Raw genomic sequence first — 26,966 nt, 5'->3', positions numbered from 1 at the left:
GGTCCGGCTGGCGTTGGGTCAGCCAGACAAAGCCCTGAAGGTCATTGAGCACCTCCGCCAGTTCGAACCCAAGGTGGCCGCGCAGCTGGAACGCGAAAATGAGTTGGGAAGCGGGCTGGGCCGTGTGGCAACAGCCAGCGTGGTGCGCGATGCGGCTCACTGAAAACCATCGCCGCTACTGGCGCAAGAACCTCGTTGTCACGGCGGTCTTGTTGCTGATCTGGTTTTTCGTCACCTTTGTGGTGAGCTACTTCGCGCGTGCGCTGAGCTTCACTTTTTTTGGCTGGCCCTTCAGCTTCTGGATGGGCGCGCAAGGCGCTTTGCTGGTCTATTGCCTCATCATCGGCTTTTATGCCTGGTACATGAACCGTCTTGATATTGAGCATGACGTGGCAGACGGAGACGACTGAGTCATGGCCAGGTTTTTTGGTTCCCGCGAAGGACTCAGGCTTTCAAGGCAGCGCTTCAAGGCCCAGCTGAACCGCATCTACAGCTGGTATATGGTCGGCTTTGTGCTTTTTGTGACCTTGCTCGCCGGCCTGGAGCGCATGGGTCTGCCACGTCTGTGGATAGGTGTTACGTTTCTGATGGCCACCATCGGTCTCTACGCGGGCATCGGAGTCATGAGCCGCACGACCGACGCCGCCGAGTATTACGTGGCGGGTCGCCGCGTGCCGGCTGTCTACAACGGCATGGCTGTCGGGGCCGACTGGATGTCGGCGGCCTCATTTATCGGTCTGGCGGGCACGCTGTACCTCACTGGTTACAGCGGTCTGGCCTTCATCATGGGCTGGACCGGCGGCTATTGCCTGGTCGCCCTGGTGCTGGCGCCTTACCTGCGCAAGTTTGGCCAGTTCACCATTCCTGATTTTCTGGGTGAGCGCTACGGCGGGCATTTGCCCCGGCTGATTGGCCTTGCGGCTGCGATCCTGTGTTCGTTTACTTATCTTGTGGCCCAGATTTATGGCGTCGGTCTGATCACGTCCTACCTCACGGGGATAGCGTTTGAACTCGGGATTTTTCTCGGCTTGGGCGGTATTTTGGTGTGTTCATTCCTGGGCGGCATGCGCGCCGTGACGTGGACCCAAGTGGCGCAGTACATTATTTTGGTCGTGGCTTACCTGATTCCGGTGGTCTGGTTGTCAGTCAAGCAGACCGGCATCCCGGTGCCGCAACTGGTGTACGGTTTTCAGCTGGAGAAGGTCACCGCCAAAGAAAAAGAGCTGAGCACAGACCCCAAGGAACTGCAGGTTCGCGCGATATTCAGGCAGCGCTCCGAGGCTCTCGCCGAAAAGCTGGCGCATCCGGCGGCTTCGTTGGCTGCCGACAAACTGGCCGCCAGCCAGAGGATGGAGATGTTGAAGGGCGGTAATGCGTCGGTAGCGGAAATTTCTGCTGCGGGCAAGGCGCTGGCCACCTTACCCAAAAATGAGGCCGCTGCAAGCAGGGCCTGGACGGCGGCCAAAGCCGCAGCGGACATCAAAACCCTGCCGCTCAACGGCATGCCCGCCCATGCGGCCCAGTTTTCGGGCGACCCCGATGGAACACCTCAAGAAAAAGAGCTTTACGACAGCTCGCGCCGGAATTTTCTGGCATTGATCTTCTGCCTCATGGTGGGTACTGCGGCCTTGCCCCACATTCTGATGCGTTACTACACCGTTCCCAGCGTCCGGGAGGCGCGGCAATCCGTCACGTGGTCGCTGTTCTTTATTTTCCTGCTGTACTTCACCGCGCCTGCGCTTGCCGTGCTGGTGAAATATGAAATATTCACGGTGCTGGTAGGTACGCCGTTTGACCAGCTGCCCGCATGGGTCAGTGCGTGGAACAAGGTTGACCCAACGCTGCTTTCGGTGGCCGACGTCAACAAGGACAATATCCTGCAGCTCAATGAACTGACGATAAGCGGCGACATCATTGTGCTGCTCACACCCGAACTGGCCGGGCTGCCTTATGTCATTTCAGGGTTGGTGGCTGCTGGCGGGCTGGCGGCCGCGCTCTCTACGGCAGACGGCTTGCTGCTGACCATTGCCAACTCGCTGGGTCATGACCTGTATTACAAGATGATTGACCCCAATGCCTCGACCGTGAGCCGGGTGACAGTGTCCAAGATTCTGCTGCTCATCGTCGCCTTGTTTGCAGCCTACGTGGCGGCCCAAAAGCCAGCGGACATCCTGTTTTTGGTATCGGCCGCTTTTTCCTTTGCTGCGGCTTCATTTTTTCCGGCCCTCAGCCTGGGTATTTTCTGGAAACGCGCCACGGGTAGCGCGGCTGCCCTGGGGATGGTGTCGGGCTTGGGCGTGACTTCCTATTACATGCTCACCACCCAGCCCTGGTTGCGTGCCACCTTCGGCATCACGTCGCCCATTCACCTTTGGTGGGGTATCGACCCTATTTCCGCAGGCCTCTTTGGCGTACCGGTCGGTTTTGCCGTGATCGTGCTGGTGAGCCTGGTGACCCCGCCGCCCAGCCGGAAAGCGCGGGATCTGGTGGAATACATCCGTTATCCCGACCTGAAAAACCTTTAGACTCCCCGGTCATCCAGGCGCTGCCTTGCCCTTTGACCGGGCTTGAACTGGCCTTCAAGCCCCCTCCCTATCGCGCTGGACGGGCCGTTCCTTCGCGCCAGGCTGCCGACGGGCTATAATCATGGGCTTCGCCTTGCTGCACCCTTAACGACGCTGGGGCAGCTTTCATTAACCAAAAGGAGAGTTTATGCGTCACTACGAGATCGTCTTGCTGATCCACCCGGATCAAAGCGAGCAAGTCCCAGCCATGCTGGAACGTTACAAGGGCATGATTACCGCCGGCGGTGGAACCGTGCATCGTGTTGAAGATTGGGGCCGCCGCCAGCTGGTGTACCTGATCCAGAAACTCGGTAAAGCCCACTACCTCTGCATCAACATCGAAGCCAGCCAGGCCGTGATGGAAGAAATTGAACACGCGTTCAAGTTCAACGATGCCGTGCTGCGCCACCTGACCGTGGTCAAGAAAAAGGCTGAAACCGGCCCATCCCTCATGATGCGCAACGTCGAGAGGGAAGAAGCCCGTAAAACCCAACAGCAGGAGTATGCGGCGTAATTGCCACCATGCTGTTGAACGACTCACTGCTGCGCCAATGACCCCGCAGTGAACCACGTTGAACTGACCGCCTGTATCGCCGAGCTAAGTGCTCTTCGCTACACGCCCGCCGGAATCCCTGCTGTCAATTTCATCCTCGAACACGAGTCTGAAATTTCTGAAGCAGGAATCACTGGACAGGCGAGCAGACAGGTCAAGTTAACGGTTAGAGCTGTTGCTTTCGGATCGCTGGCTGAACAAGCCGTCCAGCTGCCTTTAGGTAAAACGCTCAGGTTCACGGGGTTTCTCATCAATGCGCGCACCAGCAAGAGCGTTGTTTTTCATATTCAAGCTTTCCAACAAGTACTGAACCCTATTTAAGGAGTCCATCATGGCCGGACCAAAACGTTTCAACAAAGACAAGCGCCCTAAGCGCAATACCCAATCCCTGCTGTTCAAGCGCAAGCGTTTTTGCCGCTTCACAGCCGCTGGCGTTGAAGAAATCGACTACAAAGACATCGACACCCTGCGCGATTTCGTATCTGAAAACGGAAAAATCATCCCCGCACGCCTGACCGGCACGCGCGCGATTTTCCAGCGCCAGATCAACACCGCCGTCAAGCGCGCTCGCTTCCTCGCGATGCTGCCTTACAGCGACCAGCACCGTAGCCTGTAAGGAGCACGACCATGCAAATTATTCTGCTCGACAAAGTCGTTAACCTCGGCAACCTGGGCGAAGTCGTCAAAGTTAAAGACGGCTACGCACGCAACTTCCTGATCCCTTCCGGCCGCGCCCGTCGCGCCACCGCAGTGGCCATCAAGGAATTCGAAGTCAAGCGCGCTGAACTTGAAAAAACAGCCGCTGCCAAGTTGGCCGAGATGCAAGCCCAGGGCGAAAAGCTCGGCGGTACCACCGTCAAGCTCACGCAAAAAGCCGGTGTCGATGGCCGCCTGTTTGGCTCCGTCACCAATTTCGACATTGCTCAGGAATTGACCAAGCAAGGCTTCGCGGTTACCAAAGCGCAAATCCGCATGCCTAACGGCCCGCTGAAAACCGTGGGCGACCACGCCGTGAGCGTTGCACTGCACACCGACGTGACGGTTGACATCACGGTCACGGTCTACGGCGAAACCGCCTAACCGGGATCTCGCTGTCCTGAAAAGCCGCTCTTCGGAGCGGCTTTTTTCTTGGGCCAAGCACTTTGGCTGGTTGTACACATCTCCAGGCCACATTTCCACCGGATTTCCCCCAGATATCCACAAACTTGTCCCATGGGTTTTAACGGTCCCGGCGTACCATTTACCCTCTCTCAAGGAAACCCATGTCTGCCGTACTTTCCACCTTTGACGATCCCCGCTACAGCGCCGACCGCCAGATCGCCCAGTTGCGTATTCCCCCGCACTCCATCGAAGGCGAATCCAGCGTGTTGGGCGGCCTGTTGCTTGACAACGGCGCCTGGGACCGCGTAGCAGACCTGCTGAGCGACCAGGACTTCTACCGCCGCGAACACCAGCTCATCTATGCTGCGGCGGGAGCGCTGATCAACGCCTCCAAACCGGCGGACATCATCACTGTCTACGAGCACCTGCAAAACGCGGGCAAGGCCGATGAAGTGGGGGGCTTGAGCTACCTCAACGCGCTGGCCCAGTACGTGCCCAGCGCCGCCAATATTCGCCGCTACGCCGAGATTGTTCGGGAGCGCTCCATCTTGCGCAAGCTGGTCGCTGCTTCCGACGAGATCGCCACCAACGCCTTTAACCCGCAGGGCAAAGCGGTGGCAACCATCCTCGACGAAGCCGAGCAAAAAATCTTCAACATCGGCGAGCAGGGCTCGCGCATGCAGCAGGGCTTCCAGAGCATGGACACCCTGGTGGTGAGCTTGCTGGACCGCGTCACCGAGATGTCGGAAAACCCCAACGACATCACCGGCGTGCCGACCGGCTTTTACGACCTGGACCGCCTGACCTCCGGCTTTCAGGCCGGCGATCTGGTCATCCTGGCAGCACGCCCGTCCATGGGTAAAACGGCACTCGCCATCAACATCGCCGAGCATGTGGCCTTGAACGAAGGCCTGCCGGTGGCGGTGTTTTCCATGGAGATGGGCGCGTCGCAACTGGCGGTGCGTATCGTCGGCTCCATTGGCCGCATTGACCAGACGCACTTGCGCACCGGCAAGCTCAGTGACGAAGAGTGGCCGCGCCTGACCGAGGCCATCGAGAAGCTGCGCAACATCTCGCTGCACATTGATGAAACCCCAGGCCTCACGGTCAGCGAATTGCGCGCCAATGCCAGGCGCCTGGCCCGCCAGTGCGGCAAGCTCGGCCTGATCGTGGTGGACTACTTGCAGCTCATGAGCGTGTCGTCCAGCATGAACGACGAAAACCGCGCCACCGCCGTCGGCGAGATCTCGCGGGGCCTGAAGTCGCTGGCCAAAGAATTGCAGTGCCCCGTGATTGCGCTCTCGCAGCTCAGCCGCGGCGTGGAATCCCGCACCGACAAACGCCCCATGATGAGCGACCTGCGCGAATCCGGCGCCATCGAGCAAGATGCCGACATCATCATGTTCATCTACCGCGATGAGTACTACACCAAGGAAGCCTGCAAAGAGCCTGGCGTGGCCGAGGTCATCATCAGCAAGCAGCGTAACGGCCCGACCGGGACCGTGAAGCTGGCGTTTATCAACCGGATTACCAAGTTTGAAAGTTTGGCGAGTGGGTCTAGTGGGGATTATTGAGCCTCGGCTATCCTGGCACCGTGAAGCCAGCAGATAAGTCGATTCACGGGGGATGAGTCCCGCGCTACTAACGCAATTCGCAGAAGATATAGCCTTTAATCCAAGCCCAGTTCCTTGAATACCCGAAGCGCCGCATAGGCGTCGTTGGCCGCATAGATGACTTGGGCTTCCGACAGTCGGGCGTTGGCCCAGTTGGACGTGGTGGCTTTCCTGGACTTGATGAAGCGTTTGTTGAACATCACGGCCACGGCGCCACGCACGCCCATGTCTTTGCGATAGCCCCTGGTCCTGAAGACGGTGTTGAGGTCGAGCACGCCTTGCGGGTCCACGCCGAGCTTGGCTGTGATGCGTCTGCGGTCGTCGCCCAGGCCAAAGCCCGCCTTGATGATGCTATGGGCCTCCAGCAGCAGCGCCACGGCGCGTCGGCAGTCGGCGTCTTCAAGCTGAAAGATATAGGCTCTGTCCACCGTAGAGAGCTGCACGATGTGCGGTCCATAGGAGGCCTCGTTTTTGGCAAAGGTGGGTTTGGACTCGGTATCAAAACCCAAGGCCGTGACACCGGCCAGTTCCTGCAGCGCGCTGGTGGCCTGCTGCGCAGTCGCGATCACCTGAATCTGGCCAAGGGCGAGCCGCTCGAACGGCTCAAGCAGTGCGATCTCTTCTTTGCCAGGGGTTAAAAAGTGCTCGGTCATAGGGTTCCATGCATGAGAATAAGATTAGGCCCCTAGAGCTTACAGCCCTGTGCTGGAGCGTTACACCGACAAGCAGTCACCATGGCATCAGCACAAAGCATCACCACCGACCACTACAAGCTTTTTCCGTCGCCGCGCAACCGGCACCGGACGATTTTTCTACACCAAGTTTTTGTGCCTTACCCCTACATGCTGATTGATCTGGAAAGCTACAACCTCAAAGGCAAGTACAGCCTTTTTGCGGCTTGCCGGCTGGCCGACAACAAGATGGGGCAGGTGGTCACGCTTGAACTGCCTGAAGACGAGGTAAAGTTCAAGGACAGGTTTGTGCCCGACTGAGGCAGGAGTGCCTGGCGAACTGCAGCCGATGCTTATGCATTAAATAGGGCTTTAGCCCATACAGGACGGTCGCAAGCAGCTATTAATTTTATAGCGTTTTTGCGGCCTTCCCAGGTTCGTACGGCTTGCACCGGGTCGACAAGGCCACACTAGATGACAGCCGCCAATCGGGTCCCCTGATCAATCGCGCGCTTGGCGTCCAGCTCGGTGGCTTCGTCTGCACCGCCAATCAAGTACGTTTTGACGCCTGCGTTGCGAAGCGGCTCCAGCAGCTCGCGCAAGGGCTCCTGACCGGCGCACAGCACGATGTTGTCGACGGCAAGCACGGTGCCGTCCTGGCGCTTGTCGGCAAAGGTGATGAAGAGGCCGAGGCCTGAGCCTTGTTCGACGATGCGTTCGTAGTTCACGCCGGAGAGCATTTCCACGTTTTTCATTTTCAGCGCGGCGCGGTGAATCCAGCCGGTGGTTTTGCCGAGGCTAGAGCCCAGCTTGCCGGGCTTGCGCTGCAGCAGCGTGACCTGACGCTCTGGCGGCGTGCTGTGGGGCTTTACCACGCCGCCGCGTGCTTCGCCGGGGTCGGCCACGCCCCATTCGGCCAGCCAGGCGGGCAGATCGAGTGCGGTGGAGTGGCCGAGGGGCGTGACCAGAAACTCGGCCACGTCAAAGCCGATGCCGCCTGCGCCTATCAGCGCCACGCGCTGGCCCACGGGCTGGCGGCCCAGCAGCACGTCGATGTAGCTCAGTACCCTGGGATGATCCTGGCCGGGAATGCGCGGGTTGCGCGGCGTGACACCGGTGGCCAGAATGACTTCGTCAAATTTCTGGGCCAGCAGGTCGGCGGCTTGCACGCGCGTGTTCAGCTGCAGCTTGACGCCCGTGCGCGTGATGCGCTGGCCGAAGTAGCGCAGGGTCTCCGAAAACTCTTCCTTGCCGGGCACCCGCTTGGCCAGGTTGAACTGGCCGCCGATCTGGTCGGCGGCGTCGTACAGCGTCACGTCGTGGCCGCGTTCGGCCAGTGTGGTCGCTGCGGACAGTCCGGCAGGCCCGGCGCCAATCACCGCGATGCGCTTCTTGGCCGGTGCGATTTTGATGACGAGTTCAGTCTCGTGTCCGGCGCGCGGGTTGACGAGGCAACTGGCCAGCTTGCCCTTGAAGGCGTGGTCAAGGCAGGCCTGGTTGCAGGCGATGCAGGTGTTGATCTCGTTGCCGCGGCCTTGCGCGGCTTTGTTGACAAACTCTGGGTCGGCCAGGAAGGGGCGCGCCATGCTGACCATGTCGGCGCTGCCATCAGCCAGCACCTGTTCGGCGACTTCGGGCATGTTGAGTCGGTTGCTGGTGATCAGCGGAATCATCACGCCCGCGGCGCGTAGCTCGGTGCGCAGTTTTTTGGTGACCCAGGTGAATGCGCCGCGTGGCACCGACGTGGCAATGGTGGGCACGCGGGCTTCATGCCAGCCAATGCCGCTGTTGATCAGGGTGGCGCCCGCCGCCTCGACGGCTTTGGCGAGCAGCACGATTTCTTCCCAGCTGCTGCCATCGGGAATCAGGTCAATCATCGAGAGGCGGTAGATCAGGATGAAGTCGTGCCCCACCGCTTCGCGGCTGCGTCGAACAATCTCGACTGCCAGGCGTATGCGCTTGGCATAGCTGCCGCCCCAGTCGTCGGTGCGGTGGTTGGTGTGGGTGACGAGAAACTGGTTGATCAAATAGCCTTCGCTGCCCATGATCTCGATGCCGTCGTAGCCGGCTTCGCGCGCCAGCTGGGCGCAGCGGATGAAGGCACGAATTTGCCGCTCAATGCCGCCGACGCTCAGCTCACGCGGTGCGAAAGGCGAGATCGGGCTCTGGATGTGCGACGGTGCCACGCACAGCGGGTGGTAGCCGTAGCGGCCGGTGTGCAGGATTTGCAGCGCAATCTTGCCGCCCTCCAGGTGCACCGCATCGGTCACCTGTTTGTGGCGGCGCGCCGCGCCAGAGGTGGCCAGCATGCCGGCAAACGGTTTGGTCCAGCCGGCAATGTTGGGGGCAAAGCCGCCCGTCACCATCAGGCCCACACCGCCGCGTGCACGCTCGGCAAAATAGGCCGCCATGGCCGGGAAGTGCTTGCGCCCGTCCTCCAGGCCGGTGTGCATGCTGCCCATCAACACCCGGTTTTTCAGGGTGGTGAAGCCCAGGTCCAACGGGGCCAGCAGGTGAGGATAGGGCACGGGGTGGGAGAGTGGGGGCGTGGCCAAGGGCAGGTCTCCGAGTCAAAAACTTCCTGCATGGTAGTCGCAACACGAGGCGCAGGACCGGGCACTCAGTAATCCAGGGGACAGGCTTCATCGCGCCTTCGGTTAAACCCTGAAGTGGGACTCAGGATAATTTTGCTATTAATTAGATAGCTGCTTATAACCGTCATTATTGGGCTGGCGGCTGTTCTTAATAGAAAGTGCGGCTTCAGTCACGAGTTTTGGGCCTTTGTAGATGATCCCGGTGTAAATCTGCACCACGTCCGCGCCCGCCTTGATTTTGGAGACGGCATCGGCACCGCTCATCACGCCGCCCACGCCAATGATGGGAAAGCCTGCGCCGAGGGCTGCGCGCAGCTGGCGGATGACGCGGTTGCTGGCTTCCAGCACCGGCGCACCGCTCAGGCCGCCGGCCTCTTCGGCATGGCGCAGGCCCTTGACGGCGTCGCGGCTCAGTGTGGTGTTGGTGGCGACCACGCCGTCCATGGCATGGCGCTTCAGGGTGGCGGCTATCACCTCGACCTGGTTTTCGTCGAGGTCAGGGGCGATCTTCACGAAAATGGGCACACGTTTGCCGTGCTGCCGGGCCAAGGCTTCGCGGCGCTCGGCAATCGTGCCCAGCAAGGCGTCGAGGGCTTCGTCGCTTTGCAGTGCGCGCAGGTTTTTGGTGTTGGGGCTGGAGATGTTGACGGTGACGTAGTCGGCATAGGGGTACACGCCATCGAGGCAGATCAGGTAGTCGTCCGCGGCGTTTTCAATTGGCGTTGCGGCGTTTTTTCCGATGTTCAGACCGAGCAATAAAGGGCTTTTTTCTGCCTGATTTCTAACTTGGGAGCGCTGCACATTCGCCACGAAGGCATCCAGCCCGTCGTTGTTAAAGCCCAGGCGGTTGATCAGCGCGTTGGCCTCAGGCAGGCGGAACATGCGCGGCTTGGGGTTGCCGGGTTGTGCCTTGGGAGTGACGGTGCCGACCTCGACAAAGCCAAAGCCCATGGCGGCCAGGCCGTCAATGCAGCAGGCGTTTTTATCGAGACCGGCCGCCAGGCCCACGCGGTTGGGAAACTTCAGGCCGGCCAGTTCTATCGGGTCGCTGACCCGGCTTGCACTGTAGGCCCTCTGCAATGGGGTGCCCTGGGTGCGTGCCAGCGAAGCCATCGTCAGTTCGTGGGCGGTTTCGGGGTCGAGCCCAAATAAAAAGGGACGGGCCAGGCAGTAGGGGAGCAGGGACATTGGATAATTCGGACTGATTGCTGTGGATTGTCCGGGCCAAGCCCGCAAGACACGAGCTTCGATTGTCGCAAAAACAGCCTCACTTTCCCCTAAAGCCCAACATGACTCAAGACGAACTCAAAACCCTGGTCGGCCAGGCAGCCCTGCATTACGTGGATGCCGGCAGCATTGTCGGCGTCGGCACCGGCTCCACCGTCAATAAATTCATCGATGCGCTGGCCACGATGAAGGACCGCATTGCCGGGGCCGTGTCCAGCTCGGCCGCTTCCACCGAACGCCTGCAGGCGTTGGGCATCAAGGTGTTTGATGCCTCGGAAGTGGATGAATTGGCGGTGTATATCGATGGTGCGGACGAGATCGACCACGCAGGCTACATGATCAAGGGCGGTGGCGCGGCGTTGACACGTGAAAAGATCGTGGCTGCCCAGTCCCGCAAATTTGTCTGCATTGCAGACCAGTCCAAGTATGTAGCAACCCTCGGCTGCTACCCCCTGCCGGTGGAAGTGATTCCCATGGCCGCCAAGCGTGTTGCGCAGCAGTTTTTGGCGCTGGGTGGCACCGCGACCTTGCGGATCAAGGACGGTGCGCCGCTGGTCACCGACAACGGCCAGTATCTCCTGGACGTGACGGGCCTGAAGATTACCGACCCGTTGGCGTTTGAATCCCAGGTGAACCAGTGGCCTGGCGTGGTGACGGTGGGTGTTTTTGCCTTCCAGAAGGCCCACGTGTGCCTGCTGGGGACGGAGGATGGCGTCAAGACGCTGGTGTTTTAACCGGGCCTTGGGGGTCTTGAACGCCGGTTAGAACTGGATGCCCGCCGGATTGTTGTTGGGCTGTGCCGCGGGTCGGGCAGGGAGTCCGCCGCTTGCCGTGCCTGCGGCGGCGCCAGCAACTGGTGCAGCCGGTGGCGTAGCGACGGTCACCAGCGATGCTGGCGCCGGTCGCCGATAGCTGGCGGGCAACGCTGATGACGCGGGGTAGCCGGCTGCATCCAGGAACTGCGTCCATTCTGCGTCGGAAAATCCCTTGAGCTGCTGGCTTCCAATCGTCATGAATGGCAGCGAGCTGTCGCCACTCATGCGCTGAAGGGCTTGGGTATCTTCATTGGTGGCGACCGTTTTTTCGGTAAACGGAACGCCGCGGCTTATCAGCAGGGAGCGGCCGGCGCCACAAGGCGCGCAGTTGTTGCCGGTGTACAAAGTCACTGGGTATTTGGTGGCGACCTGCCGCAGTTCAAAAGGCAGGCCGGCTGAGGCCGCGCCTCCTGCCGAGCTGCCGTTGGCAGCGCTGACTTTGGCATTGCTGGCGGGCGGCGGTGGCTGGTCGGAAAAAGTCACCTTGCCGTCTGGTCCCACGATGCGGTAGACCTGCTGGGCCTGCGACATGGGCGAGAAAAGACCACCGGCTATCACGACTGCGGCCAGCAAGGCCCTGGGTGCGAAATATTGAACGAGGTTTGGGTTCATGGGTTTCCAGTCTGTCTCGAATTACAGGCTTTCAGCATTTACTTTTACGTCATGCCCTGATGGCGCAGCAGTGCATCAAGAGAAGGCTCGCGGCCCCTGAAGGCTTTGAACGATTCCATGGCCGGTCGGCTTCCGCCTGCCTCCAGGATGGCCTGCCGGTATTTTCTGCCGGTTTCCACCGTCACGGTCGTTTTGCCGGAGTCTTCGCCAGCATCTGCCGTTGTGCTCGCTGCTGCGGTTTCTTCAAAGGCCGCATAGGCGTCGGCCGACAGTACTTCAGCCCATTTGTAGCTGTAATAGCCAGCCGCATAGCCACCCGAAAAGATATGGCTGAAGGTATGCGCGGTACGGCTGTAGGCCGGGGCAGAAATCACAGCCGTTTCCTTGCGCACTTCGTTAAGCAGGCCCATCAGGTCATCCGATGGGTTGTGCGAGGTATGCAAGAGCATGTCAAACAGCGAAAACTCGACCTGGCGGAGCGTCTGCATGCCGCTCTGGAAGTTTTTGGCGGCCAGCATTTTTTCAAACAGCGCGCGTGGCAGCGGCTCGCCGGTATCAACATGCGCTGTCATGTGCTTGAGCACGTCCCATTCCCAGCAGAAGTTTTCCATGAACTGGCTTGGCAGCTCAACCGCGTCCCATTCGACACCGCTGATGCCCGAGACGTCGCGCTCATTCACCTGTGTGAGCATATGGTGCAGGCCGTGGCCGAACTCATGGAACAGGGTGGTCACATCGTCGTGGGTCAGCAAGGCAGGCTTACCGCCCACGCCCTCGGCAAAATTGCAGACCAGATGCGCCACCGGCGTTTGCAGCACGCCCGTATCAGGTCGCAGCCAGCGGGCGCGTACATCGTCCATCCAGGCCCCGCCTCGCTTGCCGGTGCGGGCGGGCTGGTCAAGGTAGAACTGGCCCATCAACTGGCCGTTGCGCTCAATGCGGTAAAACGCCACACCAGGCTTCCACACGGGTGCGGAGTCCGGCCGAATTGCCACTTCAAACAGGTTTTCAACAATTTTGAAAAGGCCAGCCAGCACTTTGGGCGCGGTGAAATATTGCTTGACCTCCTGCTCGCTGAAGGCGTAGCGCGCTTCCTTGAGTTTTTCGCCGATGTAGGCGTAATCCCAAGGCTGGGGATTGGGCTGGTTCAGTTGCTCAGCGGCAAAGGCGCGCAGGTCGGCGACGTCTTTTTCGGCATAGGGGCGGGCGCGTCGGGCCAGATCATGCAGAAAGGTGACCACTTCCTCAGGGGACTGGGCCATTTTGGCCACTACCGACACTTCACCAAAATTGCCGTAGCCCAGGAGTTGGGCTTCTTCCAGCCGCAGCGCGAGAATTTCATGCATGACGGCGCTGTTGTCGAACTGGCTGAATTCAGCCGGCGCCTGGTCGCTGGCACGCGTGGTGTAGGCCTTGTAAAGGGTTTCGCGCAACGCGCTGCTGTGAGCGAATTGCATGACGGGCAGGTAGCTTGGCATTTTCAGACTGAGCCGGTAGCCCGCCTTGCCTTCGGCCTGGGCTTGTTCCAGGGCTGTTTGAAGCACGTCTTCGGGGATACCTACGACCTCATCGGCTGTGGCGTAATAAGCAAAGGCATCCGTTGCGTCCAGCGCGTTCTCGCTGAATTTCTGGCTCAGTTCGGCCTGGCGCTCCTGGATGTTGGCGAAGCGCTCCTTGGCCGCACCGGTGAGCTCCGCGCCCGACAGCACGAAGTTGCGGATGGCGTTTTTGTGCGCCTGGCGTTGCTCGGTATTCAGGGTGCCTACATCGATGGCTTTATATTTGGCGTACAGGCGCTCATCAGCACCCAGCCGTGTCCAGAACTCGGTCACCCGGGGCAGGGCGGCGTTGTAGGCGGCCCGTAATTCGGGCGTGTCCCCCACACTGTTCAGATGGCTCACGGCGCCCCAGGCGCGAACCAGATTTTCGGTGGCGACATCGAGTACACGGGCAATGTCGGTCCAGCGGGCCGGGAAATCAGGCGCGGTCACCTGCTCCAATGCGGCATCCGCTTTAGCCAGTAGCTTATCAATTGCCGGTCCAACGTGCTCAGGCAGGATACGGTCAAACAGCGGAAGGTCAGAAAAGTCGAGAAGTGGATTAGTCATGACGTCAAGCTGTGGGCTGATGGGGCGAATCTAAAGGGCTGACAAGGGCTGTTGGGCCCAGGAAGCGCAGGAACTGGCCGGCGGGACCGATCCGGGGAAAGGCTCAGTCCTGCGAGCTTTTCTTGATGCTGCGCTGCTTCGGCTTGGAGCGTTTGACGGTGCCGCCCGGCGTCAGGCGCTGGTTGCCCAATACGCGCAGGGTTTTGACCTCGGGCCGCTGGCCATAGCGCGAACTGTTCTTCAGCACTTTCACATCGCGCGGGCCGGGCATGCGGTCTTCGTTGACCTTTTTTTCTTTTTCCGGCACAGGCCGCCACAACACCAGCAGCTTGCCAATGTGCTGGATAGGGGCCGCATTCAGTTCGTCGGCCAGCGTCTGAAAGATTTCTTCGCGTCCGGCCCGGTCGTCGGACTGCACCCGCACTTTGATAAGCCCGTGCGCGTTGAGCGCCGCGTCGGTTTCCTTCTTGACAGCATCGGTCAGGCCGTCGGAGCCAATCATCACGACCGCGTTGAGGTGATGCGCATCGGCGCGGTGTTCTTTGCGCTGGGCAGGGGTAAGTTGTATTTGAGCCATGCCCTAATTATCGGGGTAGTCCACAAGAGGACAATAGATGGTATGAAAGTAAATTCAAAGACAGACGCGAACGCCGCTACGAAAGTAAGCGCGAAGGTGAACATGAAGGGTAATCCCAAGGGCAAAAAGGTTAATAAAGCGTGGTTGCACGAGCACATCAACGATCCCTACGTGAAACAGGCCCGAAAAGACGGTTACCGTGCCCGAGCTGCTTACAAATTGAAGGAAATGGATGAAACGCTCGGGCTCATCAAACCGGGTGACTGTGTGGTGGACCTGGGCAGCACGCCGGGCGCCTGGAGTCAGTACGTGCGGCGCAAGCTTTCGCCCACCGGGGCGGCCGCAGGGGCACTTAATGGCCGCATCATTGGTCTTGATATGTTGCCCATGGAGCCAATTGAGGGTGTGGTCTTCATCCAGGGCGATTTTCGCGAGCCCGAAGTGCTACAAAAACTGGAGCAGACTTTGGCCGCCGAAAAAGGGCCTGTCAAGGTTGACCTTGTCATTTCGGACATGGCACCCAATCTGTCGGGCATTGAATCGGCTGACGCGGCACGCATCGCCCATCTGGTTGAACTGGCGGTGGAGTTTGCCCAAAACAGGATGAAGCCGGACGGTGCGCTCGTTGTCAAGCTGTTCCACGGCAGCGGCTATGACGAGTTGGTCAAGCTGTTCCGCGCTTCGTTCAAGGTGGTTAAACCCATGAAACCCAAGGCTTCGCGTTCCAATTCGTCCGAAACCTTTCTGGTTGGCATGGGGCTTAAAAATGGCGCAGACGCAGGTAAATAAAAGCTGCACGGTGGCAAAAATCACCTAAATCCGCTTGAAGCCAAGGGGCGTGGCCGGTTTCATGCTGGTTTGCCCTTGAAAAGCCTAAAATCAGACGCATGTGAATTTTGTTCTTATATTGGAGTAGTCCTTGAACAATCAGTGGTTTTCAAAAATTGCAATCTGGCTGGTGATCTCAATGGTGCTGTTCACCGTTTTCAAGCAATTTGATACACATAGCGGTGCCAGTTCCAACTACTTGGGTTATTCCGAGTTTCTGGATGAAGTGCGTGGCAGGCGCATAAAGACTGCGACCATTGCGGAAGGTCAGAGCGGTACTGAGATAACGGCCACCACTACTGACGACCGAAAAATCCGCACCACGGCGACTTACCTCGACCGCGGTCTGGTGGGCGACCTGATCGCCAATGACGTGAAATTTGACGTCAAACCCCGTGAAGAGGGCTCCCTGCTCATGACCCTGTTGGTCAGTTGGGGTCCCATGCTGTTGCTGATTGGCGTCTGGATTTATTTCATGCGGCAAATGCAGGGTGGTGGCAAGGGCGGCGCGTTCAGCTTTGGTAAATCCAAGGCCCGCATGCTCGACGAGTCCACGAATGTCGTGACCTTTGCCGATGTGGCTGGCTGCGACGAAGCCAAGGAAGAGGTCAAGGAAGTCGTTGACTTCCTGAAAGATCCGCAAAGATTCCAGAAATTGGGCGGCCGCATTCCGCGCGGTTTGCTGCTGGTTGGCCCTCCGGGAACCGGTAAAACCCTGCTCGCCAAAGGCATTGCCGGCGAAGCCAAAGTTCCGTTTTTCTCGATTTCCGGCTCCGATTTCGTTGAAATGTTTGTCGGCGTGGGTGCGGCCCGCGTCCGCGATATGTTTGAAAACGCCAAGAAAAACGCGCCTTGCATCATCTTTATTGATGAAATTGACGCCGTTGGCCGTCAGCGTGGCGCTGGCTTGGGCGGTGGCAATGACGAGCGCGAACAGACGCTGAACCAAATGCTGGTCGAGATGGATGGTTTTGAGACCAATGTCGGCGTCATCGTGGTGGCTGCCACCAACCGTCCCGATATTCTGGATGCCGCTTTGCTGCGCCCCGGTCGTTTTGACCGCCAAGTGTATGTCACCCTGCCCGACATTCGTGGCCGCGAGCAGATTCTGAACGTGCACATGCGCAAGGTTCCGCTCGGCCAGGACGTGAACGCCAGCGTGATTGCCCGCGGAACGCCCGGCATGTCCGGTGCAGACTTGGCCAACCTCTGCAACGAAGCCGCTCTCATGGCTGCACGCCGCAATGCGCGTGTGGTGGAGATGCAGGACTTTGAAAAAGCCAAGGACAAAATCCTCATGGGCCCCGAGCGCAAGAGCATGGTCATGCCCGAGGAAGAGCGCAGAAACACTGCCTACCACGAGTCCGGCCACGCTTTGCTTGGCAAGATGCTGCCCAAGTGCGATCCGGTGCATAAGGTCACGATCATTCCGCGTGGCCGTGCGTTGGGTGTGACCATGAGCCTGCCGGCGCAAGACCGCTACAGCTACGACCGCGAATACATGCTCAGCCAGATCAGCATGCTGTTTGGTGGACGTATTGCCGAAGAAGTTTTCATGAACCAGATGACCACCGGCGCTAGCAACGACTTTGAACGGGCCACGGCATTGGCGCGCGACATGGTCACGCGTTATGGCATGACCGAGGCTCTGGGCCCCATGGTATATGCCGAAAACGAAGGCGAAGTGTTTTTGGGCCGTTCGGTGACCAAGACCAACAATGTGAGCGAGTCGACCATGCAGAAGGTCGACATGGAAGTGCGCCGCATCATCGACCAGCAGTATGCCCAGGCACGCAAGCTGATTGAAGATAACAAGGACAAGATCCACGCCATGGCCAAAGCCTTGCTTGAGTGGGAAACCATTGACGTTGACCAGCTCGACGACATCATCGCCGGCAAGGAACCACGTCCACCCAAGGACTGGACACCGCGTAATTCTTCCGTGGGTGGTGGTGGCGGCCCCAGCGGCGGCACTCCTGCCGTGAGTACTGATCCGGCGGCGACAGTGGCCTGAAGATCGGGCGAAGACAGTTTGCAAGTCATGACAACCGGGGCCAGTCCCCGGTTTTTCTTTGTACGCTGCTTTTTTTGTCTTGATGAATATTTATAAGGCCATTCCGTGATTTGGCAAACCTCACGCTTTCAGATTGATTTGTCGCAGCCGCGCGTCATGGGCATTGTCAATGTCACGCCTGACTCATTTTCTGATGGCGGCAAATACTTCACGCAGAACGGCAGTTTTTCCGGTATATTTGCGCACTGCGAGCAGTTGATCAGGGACGGCGCCGACCTGCTGGACATTGGTGGCGAGTCCACCCGTCCCGGGGCGCCGCCCGTGCCACTGGAGGAGGAACTGGCGCGTGTGCTGCCTGTCGTTCGGCATGCAGTCAAACTTGGTGTACCCCTGTCGGTAGATACCTACAAGCCCGAGGTTATGCGTGCCGTGCTGGACTTGGGCGTTGACATCATCAATGACGTCTGGGCTCTGCGCCAGCCCGGCGCGAAGCAGATGGTGGCAGAGCACCCGAGCTGCGGGGTCTGCCTCATGCACATGCACCGCGAGCCCCAAACCATGCAGATGGCCCCCATGGAAGGGGACGTGGTGCTGCAGGTGCTATCTTTTCTGGAGCGTGCTGCGCGCGATCTGCAAGCCGCTGGCGTTGACAAGGCCCGCATTGTGCTCGACGTGGGTGTCGGTTTTGGAAAAACCGTGGCGCAAAATTTCTCGCTGCTGGCGCGCCAGCATGAGTTCCTGGCGGTCGGCTATCCGCTGCTGGCAGCCTGGTCGCGCAAGTCGTCCCTGGCGGCCGTGAGCAGCACTTCTTTGGCCGCTATGGTCCAGATGGACATTGCAGACCGCATGGTGCCCAGCGTTGCGGCGGCGTTGCTCGCGGTTGATCGCGGCGCTCGCGTGGTGCGTGTGCATGACGTGCGCGAGACCGTGCAAGCCCTAAAGGTCTGGGCGGCTGCGCGATAGGTTTGGGTGCCTTGCATCTCTGCGCTGATAGCAGCTCGTATGCTGCCCACCGCACGGAGCAATCCAGCGCAGGGTCCTAGAATAGTGCAAATCGTTTTACTGCAACAGAACAACAGGCCCGCAGGGATAAGCAACATGACAAGAAAATACTTTGGTACCGATGGTATTCGCGGCACGGTGGGCCAGCCGCCCATCACACCCGACTTTGTGCTGCGGCTCGCGCATGCCGTCGGCCGCGTCCTTCGCCGGACCGAATCACGTCCGACCGTACTGATCGGCAAGGACACCCGTATTTCGGGTTACATGCTGGAAAGTGCGCTGGAGTCCGGCTTCAATTCCGCAGGCGTGGATGTAGTGCTGCTCGGGCCCCTGCCCACGCCGGGCGTAGCCTACCTCACACGCGCCCAGCGCGCCAGCCTGGGGGTCGTGATCAGTGCCAGCCACAATGCCTACCCCGACAACGGTATCAAGTTTTTCAGCGCCCAGGGCGCCAAGCTCAGCGATGCCTGGGAGCTGTCTGTGGAGGCCGCACTCGACGAGCCACCGGTATGGGCCGACTCGGCCTCGATCGGCAAGACGCGTCGCCTTGACGATGCGGCAGGGCGCTACACCGAGTTTTGCAAGAGCACGTTTGCCAATGACCTGACCCTCAAGGGTATGAAGATCGTGGTCGATGGCGCACATGGCGCGGCCTATCACATTGCGCCCATGGTCTTTCACGAGCTGGGCGCCGAAGTCATTGCCATCGGCTGCTCGCCCGACGGCCTGAACATCAACCACGAGGTCGGTGCCACCCACCCCGAAGCGCTGATTACCGCAGTCAGGGCCAACAAGGCGAATTACGGCATCGCGCTGGATGGGGATGCTGATCGACTGCAGATGGTGGACGCTGAAGGACGGCTTTTTAATGGCGATGAAGTGCTGTACCTGATGGTCAACGAGCGGCTGGCGCGTGGGGAAAAAGTGCCGGGCACGGTGGGCACCCTGATGACCAACATGGCCGTGGAAGTGGCCCTAAACGCCAAGGGTGTCGAGTTTGTGCGCGCCAAGGTCGGCGACCGTTATGTGCTCGAAGAACTCAGCAAGCGCGGCTGGCTGCTCGGTGGCGAAGGTTCGGGCCACATGCTGGCGCTAGACAAACACACCACCGGTGACGGCATCATCAGCGCGCTGCAGGTGCTGCAAGCCTGCGTGCGCAGCAAAAAGACGCTTGCGCAATTGCTCAGCGATGTGGTGCTGTTTCCTCAAATCCTGATCAATGTGCGCCTCAAGCCCGGGCAGGACTGGGAAACCAGCGAGAAACTGGCAGCCGTTACCAAAGCCGTGGAAGTCGAGCTGAGCGACTCCGGCCGCGTGCTGATTCGCGCGAGCGGCACCGAGCCACTGCTGCGGGTCATGGTCGAAGCGCGTGACACCAAGCAGGCCAAGGCCTGTGCCGAGCGCATTGCGGATACCGTGCGGTCCTGAGGCGGTGCTCGTAGATAACGAAATCATTAGCGCTGGCTGGCTCAGGAAGGCGATCCCCGTCAGCAACCCGGCATGGCCGAACATCACCACGCCCAGCGGTACAAACAGCGTGCCCGTGATCAGCGCCTGGAGGTCTTCAAGCGGGCTGTGGTGTGTCACGGCATCCGCGTGGACGGGACGGTGGCCGGAACCGTGCTCATGCGGCTGGGGCGAGGGACTCGGCGCGCTCGCTATCGGAACAGGCACCGCCGCAGCCGTGGATGATGTCTGGTGGTAGGGCCTCGGGAATACTCACCACGCTGGTGAGCGGGTCGTAGCCGACGCGGCGCAGGTTGGCGATTTGTGGCATGCAATGCGCAGAAGGTGCGCCTGAACTGCATCCGCTACCGGCTCAGCCAGGGGAAATCAGTCCCGCACATCGGCGACCGGATGGGTTCCGAAATCCGGTCGGGCGAGGTAGGCGAGCACCCTTGCTGCGGCATCAGTGGGTGAGGTGAGTTGGCCGCTGGCTTTCAGGCTGGCGAAGCTGACCTGATCCGGAAACGCTGCGGCATCGGCGCCGCGCAACTGCACCTGCATGTCGGTGTCGACTACGCCGGGGGCGAGCGAGCAGACCCTGGCGCCGTTACGCTTGAGCGCCTCGTCAAGCGCCACGCAGCGCGTGAAATGGTCCATACCGGCCTTGGCCGCGCAATAGGCGGCCTGCGAGGCCATGGCACGTCGGCCCAGACCCGAGGAAATGTTCAGCACTTTGCGCACACATGGCCAGTCCGCCGTCGCGTGCAGAAAGGCGGCGGTGAGCTGCATCGGCGCTTCGAGCCCCACGCGCAAGGCGTGGGCCAGGTCGGCTGCATCGGCGTCGCCGAGCGGGCCGATGCGCCCGATGACACCGGCGTTGTTGATCAGCGTGGCGCTGGCACAGGCGTCGGTAGCCTGCATGCTCAGCCAGTCGGCCAGGCGGGCGCTGGCGGCTGCGCCGTCGGCCAGGTCTTGCGACCACTGAATCAGCGTCGCGCCACTGCCAGATACCTGCGTGGCGAGTGCGTCGTCGGGGTGGCGAGACAGGCACAGCAGCGTGTGGCCGGGCTGGAGCAGTTGCTGCGCCATGGCCAGACCCATGCCGCGCGAGGCGCCCGTGAGGATGAAGAGGTGTTGCGTCATGCTGCTATGTTACAGACATGGCAGCGGATGCGGCGAGCAGGTCGGGATCAGGCCCCGGGGCGTGCCGACAGGGTCATGGTGTGAGTCAGCCACCCAGCACCTGGGTCAACTCATGAGCATCCACGTTGCGAGCAGCCCCGAAACCCGCCACCTGCCGCGCGCCGGTGGGGCGCAGCAGCACGAACATGAAATCGCCCAGCGTCGTCATGGGTTCGGCCTCGGGAAAGCGCGCGAGGTAGGCGGCGCGCGTGGCGGCCCACAGGGTGCTGTCACGCTCCGGCAGCTGCGCCACGGCATCCAGTGTCACGCGCGGCAAGGCATGCACCGGCTTACCGTCAGCCTCGGCTGCCATGACCATCAGCGACACCTGAGGGTGCGCGATCAGGTTGCGCGTGTGCGCGGCCAGGCCGCTCACGTGGATGACCAGGCAGCCTTCGGTGCGCAGCAGTGCGAAGGGCACCATCGAGACAAAGGGCTGGGCATTCTGGTGGTCATCCAGGGTGCCTAGCGCAGCGACGCGGCGCGTGGAGAGCAACTCGCGCAGGGCACGGGTCAGGCGGGGTTCATGGGTCATGTCATGGGCGGGTTGGAGCCGCATTCGATAAGGGAGGAGCAGGCTGATTCTGACACCGCGCGCGTCGTTCGTATGGTTACAGCATTTGCTTTGCTTTGCATCAAGATGCGCTGCGCTGCACACTGCAATTATTAGACAGTGTCCACGCCGCGCCGCAGGAGTCAGACATGGCAGTACAACGCATTCTTCTCATTCAGGGTCATCCGGAAGCAACCCGGCGTCATTTGTGCCACCTGCTGGAGGATGCATATGCCAGCGGCGCACTCTCGGCGGGGTACGAGGTGCGCCACGTCAACGTGGCGACGCTGGATTTTCCTCTGCTGCGCAGCCAGGAGGCCTGGGAACATGGCGAGCTGCCACCGGCCTTGTCGGCGGCCCAGGCGGACATTGCCTGGGCGCAGCATCTGGTGCTGTTCTTCCCGCTGTGGCTGGGTGACATGCCAGCCATGCTCAAGGGATTTCTTGAACAGCTTGCGCGGCCGGGCTTTGCCTTCGAGGCGGAAGGTGACAATCCCTTCGGCCGCAAAGGGCTGACCGGCCGGTCAGCGCGCGTGGTGGTCACCATGGGCATGCCGGCGCTGCTTTATCGGTGGTATTTCCGCGCACACAGCGTCAAATCACTGGAGCGCAATATCCTGGGCTTTGTCGGCATTGCACCGGTACACGAAACCCTGATTGGCAGGGTGGACCGTCTGGGGGACGCCGGGGTGGGCGAGTGGCAGGCCAAGCTGCGCAAGCTCGGGAGCAGGGCCCAATGAGGTACAGGAATCCTCTGGGTTCAGACGCGGGAAGGGTATTGCCATTTTTGTGCATCAAATCAGTTTCTAGCCCAATGGATACGTGCGTAAGCAGCTACTAAAAATATAGCATTACCACTATGGACCGGCTGACTGCCCAGCCTGCCAACCGCCGCCCAGTGACTGGATCAGGGCCACTGCGGTGGTTTGACGGTCCGCCATGGCTTGCACCAGCGCGCGGCGTGCATTTAGCGCGGTGGCCTGCGCCGTGATGACCTCGGTGTAGCTGACTTGGCCGCTGCGGTAGCGGTTGAGCACTTGCTGCTCCACCTGGTCGGCTGCCGTTGACGCCTGGCGGCGCAACGCTTGCTGGGTCAGCAGCACGCGGGTGGCGGCCAGCTGGTCTTCAACGCCTTGAAACGCGGCCAGTACCGTTTGCCGATAACGCGCCACCGCCTGCGCGTGCGCGGCCTCGCTGCCTTCCACGCGGGCGCCGGTGGCTCCGGCGTTGAAAAGCACTTGCGCCGCCGAAAGACCCACAGCCCAGACGCTGCTGGACGCCTGGAACAGGTCCGCCACACGGCTGGCGCCCAGCCCATAAGAAGCGCTCAGGCTGAGTTGGGGGTAGTAGGCGCTTTTGGCGATGCCGATCTGCTCGTTGGCCACGGCCACGCGGCGCTCTGCGGCGGCAATATCAGGCCTGCGCTGCAGCAGCGTTGAAGGCACGCCTACGGGGACTTCTGGCACCACGGGGTTCCAGGTCGCAGGTGGCAGTGTGAAGTTGCCCGGTGCTTCGCCTACCAGCACGGCGATGGCGTGTTCGAGCTGGGCGCGCTGGCGTTGCAGCCCGGCGGCTTCGGCCTGCGCATTGGCCAGTTGGGTTTGTGCCTGCAGCACGTCGGTTTTGGCGGCAATGCCTGCGGTATAGCGGTTTTGCGTGATTTCCAGTGCGCGCTGGTAGCCGGCGATGGTGCCTTCAAGCAGTGCCTTTTGCGCATCCGTCTGGCGCAGCGACAAGTAGTTGACAGCCAGTTCTCCCTGGGCCGACAGCCGGGCCGATGCCAGGTCTGCTGCGCTGGCCTGTGCGCCTGCCGTGGCGCCATCCACCGCGCGGCCCAGGCGGCCCCAGACGTCGGGCTCCCAGCTGCCGCCCAGGCTGAGCTGGTAGTTGTTATTGACGCTGCCGTTGTTGCCGCCACTGGCGGAACGGTTTCCCTTGCCATCCAGCGTGACTGAGGGGAACAGCGAGGCCCGCTGCTCGCGCACCAGTGCGCGCGCCTGGGCATAGGCGGCCACGGCAATCGCTACGTTCTGGTTTGACACTTCCACGCGCTCGACAAACTGATCGAGCACCGGGTCGCCAAACAGCGACCACCACGGGCCACGTTCAAGCGCATCGGCGGGCGCAGCGGGCACCCAGCCTTCAGCTTCCTTGAAGCTGCTGACGTCGGGGCTGGCCGGGCGCTGGTAGTCGGGGCCGACGGCGCAGCCACTGACTAGCAGGGCCAGCACCGCAGCGGCGCACAGGTGAGGGGTAAAGCTTGGGCGCATGGAATCACTCATTGCAGTTGCAGCGGGCTGCCTGCAGTTGGCTCGCTGGATGGCTCGGTGGGCGGATGACTGGATGAAGGTTCATCGCGATGACGGCTTAGCTGGCGCTCGGATGGGCTGCGGCGTCGCAGCTTGTCGAGCAGGACATACACCACCGGCGTGGTCAACAGGGTGAGCAGCTGGCTGGCAATCAGCCCGCCAATGATGGCGATACCCAGCGGGCGGCGCAGCTCGGTGCCCTCGCCAAACCCGATGGCCAGCGGCAAGGCGCCCAGGATGGCGGCCAGTGTGGTCATCAAAATAGGGCGAAAGCGCAGCAAGCAGGCTTCACGCACCGCTTCCACGGCGGAAATGCCGCGCGCTCGCTCGGCTTCAAGGGCGAAGTCGATGATCAAAATGGCGTTTTTCTTGACAATGCCTATCAGCAGGAAAACCCCGATCAGCGCGATGATGGAAAACTCCATCTTGAACAGCATCAACGCCAGCACGGCGCCCACGCCAGCCGAGGGCAGCGTGGAGATCACCGTGAGAGGATGCACCAGGCTCTCGTAAAGAATGCCGAGCACGATGTAAATCACTACCAGAGCGGCCAGAATCAGCAGCGGCTGTTGCCCCTGCGACTCCTGGGCGCTGCGTGCCGTTCCCGCAAAACTGCCGCGCACATTGTTGGGCAGGCTAATCTCGGCTTCCGCCTGCCGCACGGCCCCCTCGGCATCGCTGATGGTGCTGCCCTCGGCCAGGTTGTAAGACACCGTGGTGGAGAGTTCTCCGTCCTCATGGCTGACCGAGGCAGCCGTGGCGCCCTCGCTAAAACGCGCAATGGCCGACAGCGGCACCATGGTTGTGACTGACGAGCTCAGGGACTGACCGGTGGAGGGGTCGCGCAAGGCCGGGTTCACCACATTCGCTGTGGTGCTGGACGCCGCCGCCGTGGCCAGCGTCGTGCCACTGCCGCCTTTGGCCGGGATGTAGATGTCCTTGAGCGACTCGGGGCTGCGGGTAAAGCGCGGCGCCACCTCCATGATCACGTGGTACTGGTTCAGCTCGCTATAAATGGTAGCCACTTGGCGTTGGCCAAACGCGTTGTACAGCGCGTTGTCCACATCGCGTGAGCTGATGCCCAGTCGCGCCGCGCTCTCTTTGTCCACAGTGACCATGGTTTCGACGCCGCTTTCTTCCTGGTCGGTGTCCACGTCGGTCAGCGCGTCCTGGCGCTTCATCTGCTCGGCCAGGCGCGTGGCCCATAGTGCCAAGTCGGCCGCGTTGTCGCTTTTAAGGCTGTACTGGTAGGTTGAATTGCTCTGACGGCCGCCGCCGCGAAGGTCTTGCACGGGGTTGAGGAAGAGGGCGACGCCGGTGACCCGCGCCAGTTGCGGACGCAGCCGCGCAATCACCGCCTGGCCGGCCTCAGCGCGCTGCGCGACCGGCTTGAGGTTGATGAACATGAAACCGCCCCCCGCGCGGGAACCGCCGGTAAAGCCGACCACGGTGTCCACCGCCGGGTCGCGCCGGATGATGTCGACCAATTGCTTCAGTTTGCCCTGCAGAGCCTGAAAGGAAATGCTCCGGTCGGCGCGTAGACCGCCACTGATCTGCCCGGTGTCCTGCTGCGGGAAAAAGCCCTTGGGCACCACGACATAGAGATAAACATTGAGCACGATGACGGCCAGCAGTATCAGCATCACCAACAGCCGGTTAGCCAGCGCCCAGTCCAGGCTGACTTCGTAGAGGCGGAGCATGCGCTTGAAGGCATTTTCAAACCAGCGTGCAATGCGCCCGGGCGGCTTGCTGCTGTCATCGGGCTTGAGCAACCAGGCGCACATCATGGGCGTGGTGGTCAGCGAAATCAGCAGCGAGATCAACACCGCCGCCGACAGCGTGACCGCAAATTCACGGAACAGCCGCCCCACCTGACCGCCCATGAAGAGCAGCGGGATGAACACCGCCACCAGAGACAAGCTGATGGACAGCACGGTGAAACCGACTTCGCGTGCACCCAGCAGCGCTGCCTTGAAGCGGTCCATGCCCGCCTCAATGTGGCGGCTGGTGTTTTCAAGCACCACGATGGCGTCGTCCACCACAAAGCCGCTGGCCACCGTGAGCGCCATCAGGCTAAGGTTGTTGAGGCTGAAACCCAGCAAATACATTACTGCAAAAGTGCCCAGCAACGACACCACGGTGGCCACGGCGGGAATCAAAGTGGCGCGCGCGCTGCGTAAAAACGCACTAACCACCAACACCACCAGCGCAATCGATATCAACAGCGTGCGCTCAATCTCGCGCAGCGACGCGCGAATGGAGAGCGTTCTGTCAGAGGCCACCTGCAAGCGCACGTCAGCAGGCAATTGGGCCTGCAAGGCCGGCAACAGGGCGCTCACGCCGTCCACCGTTTCAATCACGTTGGCATCAGGCTGGCGCGTCACCAGCACGATGACGGCCGGCTCGCCGTTGAAGAGGCCCAGGGTGTTGGTGTTTTCAACGCCATCGAGCACCTCGGCCACATCGCCTAGCCGTATCGCCGCGTTATTGCGCCAGGCCACCACCAGCCCTTGATAGTCTGCAGCCCGGCGCCCTCCGGTAGCCGTGTTGGCGCCCGAGTAAATTTGCAGGCGCTGGCCACTACCGTCACTATTAACTTCTATCTCGCCCTTGGGCCGGTTGGCATTCGATGCCTGAAGTGCGGCCCGCACGTCTTCCATGCTGACGCCATAGCGGTTGAGTGCAAACGGATTCAGCTCAACGCGCACCGCAGGCAGCGAGCCGCCGCCCAGTTCCACATCGCCCACGCCCGGCACCTGGGCAATCTTTTGCTGCACCAGGTTTGAGACCTCGTCATAAATCTGGCCTGGCGAGCGGGTTTTGGAGGTGAGCGCCAGGATCATGACCGGCGCAGCGGCCGGATTGGCCTTGCGGTAGGTCGGGTTGCTGCGCAGCGTGGCGGGCAGGTCGGCGCGGGAGGCGTTGATGGCGGCCTGCACTTCCCGCGCAGCCGCATCAATTTTGCGGTTCAGGTCAAACTGCAATGTGACGCGGGTAGAGCCCGAGCCGCTGTTAGACGTCATTTCATTCACGCCCGCGATCACGCCCAAACGCCGCTCCAGCGGCGTCGCAATACTGCTGGCCATGGTGGCAGGGCTGGCACCGGGCACCGACGCACTCACCGAGATGGTGGGAAAGTCCACCTGCGGCAGCGGCGAAACCGGGAGCACAAAAAAGGCGCCCATGCCCGCCAGCGC

Annotated in this window: 25 protein-coding genes; 14 read left to right on the top strand and 11 right to left on the bottom strand. The window is 60.9% G+C overall.

Annotation, left to right across the window (positions count from 1 at the left end; genetic code table 11):
• The first annotated feature begins 149 nt into the window (after positions 1 to 149).
• The 7 genes from B3F77_RS05625 to dnaB all read left to right on the top strand — a co-directional run bounded on the left by B3F77_RS05625 (position 150) and on the right by dnaB (position 5,792).
• Positions 150 to 410 carry a DUF4212 domain-containing protein gene (locus B3F77_RS05625; RefSeq protein ID WP_293604013.1) on the top strand — a complete coding sequence of 87 codons (261 nt, stop codon included), beginning with the start codon at positions 150 to 152 and terminating at the stop codon, positions 408 to 410.
• Between the two features lie 3 nt (positions 411 to 413).
• Entirely contained in the window at positions 414 to 2,525 is a 2,112-nt protein-coding gene (locus tag B3F77_RS05620) for a sodium:solute symporter family protein (RefSeq protein ID WP_293604012.1), read from the top strand.
• A 187-nt stretch (positions 2,526 to 2,712) separates the two neighbouring features.
• Positions 2,713 to 3,078, top strand: coding sequence for a 30S ribosomal protein S6 (gene rpsF, locus B3F77_RS05615; protein ID WP_293604011.1), 366 nt, complete (start codon positions 2,713 to 2,715; stop codon positions 3,076 to 3,078).
• 48 nt (positions 3,079 to 3,126) lie between these two features.
• Complete coding sequence (gene priB / locus B3F77_RS05610; protein WP_293604010.1) at positions 3,127 to 3,438, top strand: primosomal replication protein N; 312 nt, start codon at positions 3,127 to 3,129, stop codon at positions 3,436 to 3,438.
• 10 nt (positions 3,439 to 3,448) lie between these two features.
• Entirely contained in the window at positions 3,449 to 3,733 is a 285-nt protein-coding gene (rpsR, locus tag B3F77_RS05605) for a 30S ribosomal protein S18 (protein WP_011801778.1), read from the top strand.
• An 11-nt stretch (positions 3,734 to 3,744) separates the two neighbouring features.
• Positions 3,745 to 4,197, top strand: a complete 453-nt coding sequence (rplI, locus tag B3F77_RS05600) for a 50S ribosomal protein L9 (protein ID WP_293604009.1) — start codon at positions 3,745 to 3,747, stop codon at positions 4,195 to 4,197.
• A 182-nt stretch (positions 4,198 to 4,379) separates the two neighbouring features.
• Complete coding sequence (dnaB, locus tag B3F77_RS05595; protein WP_293604008.1) at positions 4,380 to 5,792, top strand: replicative DNA helicase; 1,413 nt, start codon at positions 4,380 to 4,382, stop codon at positions 5,790 to 5,792.
• Positions 5,793 to 5,887: 95 nt separating this feature from the next.
• Here the strand turns inward: dnaB and B3F77_RS05590 are convergent, their stop codons facing one another.
• Positions 5,888 to 6,484, bottom strand: a complete 597-nt coding sequence (locus tag B3F77_RS05590; RefSeq protein ID WP_293604007.1) for a 3'-5' exonuclease — start codon at positions 6,482 to 6,484, stop codon at positions 5,888 to 5,890.
• Positions 6,485 to 6,565: 81 nt separating this feature from the next.
• On the opposite strand from B3F77_RS05590, the gene B3F77_RS05585 reads away from it, so the two are divergent.
• Entirely contained in the window at positions 6,566 to 6,823 is a 258-nt protein-coding gene (locus tag B3F77_RS05585; protein ID WP_293604006.1) for a hypothetical protein, read from the top strand.
• A 149-nt stretch (positions 6,824 to 6,972) separates the two neighbouring features.
• On the opposite strand, the gene B3F77_RS05580 is transcribed toward B3F77_RS05585, so the two are convergent.
• On the bottom strand, positions 6,973 to 9,030 hold the full coding sequence (locus tag B3F77_RS05580; RefSeq protein WP_293604021.1) for an NADPH-dependent 2,4-dienoyl-CoA reductase: 2,058 nt from the start codon (positions 9,028 to 9,030) through the stop codon (positions 6,973 to 6,975).
• A gap of 165 nt (positions 9,031 to 9,195) precedes the next feature.
• On the bottom strand, positions 9,196 to 10,284 hold the full coding sequence (locus tag B3F77_RS05575) for a quinone-dependent dihydroorotate dehydrogenase (protein ID WP_293604005.1): 1,089 nt from the start codon (positions 10,282 to 10,284) through the stop codon (positions 9,196 to 9,198).
• A 101-nt stretch (positions 10,285 to 10,385) separates the two neighbouring features.
• Between B3F77_RS05575 and rpiA the strand changes: the two genes are divergently transcribed.
• A complete protein-coding gene (gene rpiA, locus B3F77_RS05570; RefSeq protein WP_293604004.1) occupies positions 10,386 to 11,057 on the top strand; it encodes a ribose-5-phosphate isomerase RpiA in 672 nt (223 codons plus the stop codon).
• A gap of 27 nt (positions 11,058 to 11,084) precedes the next feature.
• On the opposite strand, the gene B3F77_RS05565 is transcribed toward rpiA, so the two are convergent.
• The 3 genes from B3F77_RS05565 to B3F77_RS05555 form a co-directional block, all read right to left on the bottom strand.
• Complete coding sequence (locus B3F77_RS05565) at positions 11,085 to 11,750, bottom strand: glutaredoxin family protein (RefSeq protein ID WP_293604003.1); 666 nt, start codon at positions 11,748 to 11,750, stop codon at positions 11,085 to 11,087.
• Between the two features lie 44 nt (positions 11,751 to 11,794).
• Positions 11,795 to 13,858 (bottom strand): M3 family metallopeptidase, encoded by a 2,064-nt coding sequence (locus tag B3F77_RS05560; protein ID WP_293604002.1) that lies wholly within the window; start codon positions 13,856 to 13,858, stop codon positions 11,795 to 11,797.
• Positions 13,859 to 13,961: 103 nt separating this feature from the next.
• Complete coding sequence (locus B3F77_RS05555; protein WP_293604001.1) at positions 13,962 to 14,435, bottom strand: YhbY family RNA-binding protein; 474 nt, start codon at positions 14,433 to 14,435, stop codon at positions 13,962 to 13,964.
• Positions 14,436 to 14,537: 102 nt separating this feature from the next.
• On the opposite strand from B3F77_RS05555, the gene B3F77_RS05550 reads away from it, so the two are divergent.
• The 4 genes from B3F77_RS05550 (at position 14,538) to glmM (ending at position 19,707) form a co-directional block, all read left to right on the top strand.
• A complete protein-coding gene (locus B3F77_RS05550; RefSeq protein ID WP_293604020.1) occupies positions 14,538 to 15,224 on the top strand; it encodes an RlmE family RNA methyltransferase in 687 nt (228 codons plus the stop codon).
• A 130-nt stretch (positions 15,225 to 15,354) separates the two neighbouring features.
• Positions 15,355 to 17,277, top strand: a complete 1,923-nt coding sequence (ftsH, locus tag B3F77_RS05545) for an ATP-dependent zinc metalloprotease FtsH (RefSeq protein WP_293604000.1) — start codon at positions 15,355 to 15,357, stop codon at positions 17,275 to 17,277.
• A gap of 105 nt (positions 17,278 to 17,382) precedes the next feature.
• Positions 17,383 to 18,240, top strand: a complete 858-nt coding sequence (gene folP / locus B3F77_RS05540; protein ID WP_293603999.1) for a dihydropteroate synthase — start codon at positions 17,383 to 17,385, stop codon at positions 18,238 to 18,240.
• A gap of 135 nt (positions 18,241 to 18,375) precedes the next feature.
• Complete coding sequence (gene glmM, locus B3F77_RS05535; protein WP_293603998.1) at positions 18,376 to 19,707, top strand: phosphoglucosamine mutase; 1,332 nt, start codon at positions 18,376 to 18,378, stop codon at positions 19,705 to 19,707.
• Positions 19,708 to 19,903: 196 nt separating this feature from the next.
• Here glmM and B3F77_RS05525 read toward each other — a convergent pair whose 3' ends face one another.
• The 3 genes from B3F77_RS05525 to B3F77_RS05515 form a co-directional block, all read right to left on the bottom strand.
• Positions 19,904 to 20,056: a hypothetical protein gene (locus tag B3F77_RS05525; RefSeq protein ID WP_414702964.1), complete on the bottom strand. Its 153-nt coding sequence runs from the start codon at positions 20,054 to 20,056 to the stop codon at positions 19,904 to 19,906.
• A gap of 56 nt (positions 20,057 to 20,112) precedes the next feature.
• Positions 20,113 to 20,868: an SDR family NAD(P)-dependent oxidoreductase gene (locus tag B3F77_RS05520; RefSeq protein ID WP_293603997.1), complete on the bottom strand. Its 756-nt coding sequence runs from the start codon at positions 20,866 to 20,868 to the stop codon at positions 20,113 to 20,115.
• Between the two features lie 85 nt (positions 20,869 to 20,953).
• A complete protein-coding gene (locus B3F77_RS05515) occupies positions 20,954 to 21,442 on the bottom strand; it encodes a HugZ family protein (protein WP_293603996.1) in 489 nt (162 codons plus the stop codon).
• A gap of 167 nt (positions 21,443 to 21,609) precedes the next feature.
• Here B3F77_RS05515 and B3F77_RS05510 point away from each other — a divergent pair, with 167 nt between their 5' ends.
• Positions 21,610 to 22,200, top strand: coding sequence for an NAD(P)H-dependent oxidoreductase (locus tag B3F77_RS05510; protein ID WP_293603995.1), 591 nt, complete (start codon positions 21,610 to 21,612; stop codon positions 22,198 to 22,200).
• A 117-nt stretch (positions 22,201 to 22,317) separates the two neighbouring features.
• On the opposite strand, the gene B3F77_RS05505 is transcribed toward B3F77_RS05510, so the two are convergent.
• Both B3F77_RS05505 and B3F77_RS05500 read right to left on the bottom strand, forming a co-directional pair.
• On the bottom strand, positions 22,318 to 23,730 hold the full coding sequence (locus B3F77_RS05505; RefSeq protein ID WP_293603994.1) for an efflux transporter outer membrane subunit: 1,413 nt from the start codon (positions 23,728 to 23,730) through the stop codon (positions 22,318 to 22,320).
• Positions 23,731 to 23,738: 8 nt separating this feature from the next.
• Positions 23,739 to 26,966: efflux RND transporter permease subunit (locus B3F77_RS05500; protein WP_293603993.1), on the bottom strand; the 3,228-nt coding region annotated here is incomplete at its 5' end.

Origin of the sequence: Polaromonas sp. UBA4122, from assembly GCA_002381615.1 — a bacterium.
Taxonomy (GTDB): Bacteria; Pseudomonadota; Gammaproteobacteria; order Burkholderiales; family Burkholderiaceae_C; genus Polaromonas.
This window is presented reverse-complemented; position numbering and strand designations above follow the sequence as displayed.

Excerpts from the sequence above, each read along its gene's own strand:
- B3F77_RS05625 (WP_293604013.1), top strand. The coding sequence starts at position 150 with ATGCGGCTCACTGAAAACCATCGCCGCTACTGGCGCAAGAACCTCGTT.
- B3F77_RS05620 (WP_293604012.1), top strand. The coding sequence starts at position 414 with ATGGCCAGGTTTTTTGGTTCCCGCGAAGGACTCAGGCTTTCAAGGCAG.
- rpsF (WP_293604011.1), top strand. The coding sequence starts at position 2,713 with ATGCGTCACTACGAGATCGTCTTGCTGATCCACCCGGATCAAAGCGAG.
- rpsR (WP_011801778.1), top strand. The coding sequence starts at position 3,449 with ATGGCCGGACCAAAACGTTTCAACAAAGACAAGCGCCCTAAGCGCAAT.
- rplI (WP_293604009.1), top strand. The coding sequence starts at position 3,745 with ATGCAAATTATTCTGCTCGACAAAGTCGTTAACCTCGGCAACCTGGGC.
- dnaB (WP_293604008.1), top strand. The coding sequence starts at position 4,380 with ATGTCTGCCGTACTTTCCACCTTTGACGATCCCCGCTACAGCGCCGAC.
- B3F77_RS05590 (WP_293604007.1), bottom strand. The coding sequence starts at position 6,484 with ATGACCGAGCACTTTTTAACCCCTGGCAAAGAAGAGATCGCACTGCTT.
- B3F77_RS05585 (WP_293604006.1), top strand. The coding sequence starts at position 6,566 with ATGGCATCAGCACAAAGCATCACCACCGACCACTACAAGCTTTTTCCG.
- B3F77_RS05575 (WP_293604005.1), bottom strand. The coding sequence starts at position 10,284 with ATGTCCCTGCTCCCCTACTGCCTGGCCCGTCCCTTTTTATTTGGGCTC.
- rpiA (WP_293604004.1), top strand. The coding sequence starts at position 10,386 with ATGACTCAAGACGAACTCAAAACCCTGGTCGGCCAGGCAGCCCTGCAT.
- B3F77_RS05565 (WP_293604003.1), bottom strand. The coding sequence starts at position 11,750 with ATGAACCCAAACCTCGTTCAATATTTCGCACCCAGGGCCTTGCTGGCC.
- B3F77_RS05560 (WP_293604002.1), bottom strand. The coding sequence starts at position 13,858 with ATGACTAATCCACTTCTCGACTTTTCTGACCTTCCGCTGTTTGACCGT.
- B3F77_RS05555 (WP_293604001.1), bottom strand. The coding sequence starts at position 14,435 with ATGGCTCAAATACAACTTACCCCTGCCCAGCGCAAAGAACACCGCGCC.
- B3F77_RS05550 (WP_293604020.1), top strand. The coding sequence starts at position 14,538 with ATGAAGGGTAATCCCAAGGGCAAAAAGGTTAATAAAGCGTGGTTGCAC.
- glmM (WP_293603998.1), top strand. The coding sequence starts at position 18,376 with ATGACAAGAAAATACTTTGGTACCGATGGTATTCGCGGCACGGTGGGC.
- B3F77_RS05525 (WP_414702964.1), bottom strand. The coding sequence starts at position 20,056 with ATGCCACAAATCGCCAACCTGCGCCGCGTCGGCTACGACCCGCTCACC.
- B3F77_RS05520 (WP_293603997.1), bottom strand. The coding sequence starts at position 20,868 with ATGACGCAACACCTCTTCATCCTCACGGGCGCCTCGCGCGGCATGGGT.
- B3F77_RS05515 (WP_293603996.1), bottom strand. The coding sequence starts at position 21,442 with ATGACCCATGAACCCCGCCTGACCCGTGCCCTGCGCGAGTTGCTCTCC.
- B3F77_RS05510 (WP_293603995.1), top strand. The coding sequence starts at position 21,610 with ATGGCAGTACAACGCATTCTTCTCATTCAGGGTCATCCGGAAGCAACC.
- B3F77_RS05505 (WP_293603994.1), bottom strand. The coding sequence starts at position 23,730 with ATGCGCCCAAGCTTTACCCCTCACCTGTGCGCCGCTGCGGTGCTGGCC.